Source organism: Holdemanella sp. DFI.5.55, from assembly GCF_020593575.1.
GTDB classification, from domain to species: Bacteria; Bacillota_I; Bacilli_A; order Erysipelotrichales; family Erysipelotrichaceae; genus Holdemanella; species Holdemanella hominis.
This window is the reverse complement of record NZ_JAJDMK010000196.1, coordinates 1-535: the sequence shown is the minus strand read 5'-3', so window position 1 is coordinate 535 and position 535 is coordinate 1. Positions and strand designations below refer to the sequence as shown.

The following is a 535-nucleotide window of genomic DNA, read 5'->3' as shown; positions in this document are numbered from 1 at the left end:
ATCGCATTCGCAAAAAAATTAGTCGAAATACGCAATCGAGGGGTGAAGCGACCGGACGATATCAAGCGGTTCAAGAATTAATCAACGAAACCGCAGGTTCCGTTAGCGAACTGACTAAAATTGCCAAAGTTTCACGCAAATCATACTATCAGTGGCTCAAAAGACAGCCAACACAAAGAGAAATTGAGAACAAGGCAATTTTGGAAGCAATCTATCAGATTGAAAAACGCCATCAGAACTGTGCTGGTCATAAAAAAGTAACCGCGATTTTAAACAATGAGAATGGGAAAAATCAAGAAATTCCAGAATACACCTTTTCGTTTGACTTTCGTATCAATATTAAGCGTGTGCGTCGAATCATGCGGAAACACGGCATTAAAGCTGATGTCCGTCAGAAAAAGCGCAGCCGCAAGAAAGAACAGCAACAGTACCAAGAGGATAATTTATTGGAACGGAAATTTATTCAGATAGCGCCTAATCTGGTTTGGGTGTCCGATACGACAGAACTAACCTATGGTCGCAACAACAAAGTTCG

The 535-nt window shown here is 41.1% G+C and carries 1 protein-coding gene; it reads left to right on the top strand.

The genetic code is table 11. From position 1 onward, the window contains the following. The coding region (locus LJE08_RS13775; RefSeq protein WP_227403553.1) for an IS3 family transposase at nucleotides 1-535 on the top strand (535 nt) is incomplete at both ends.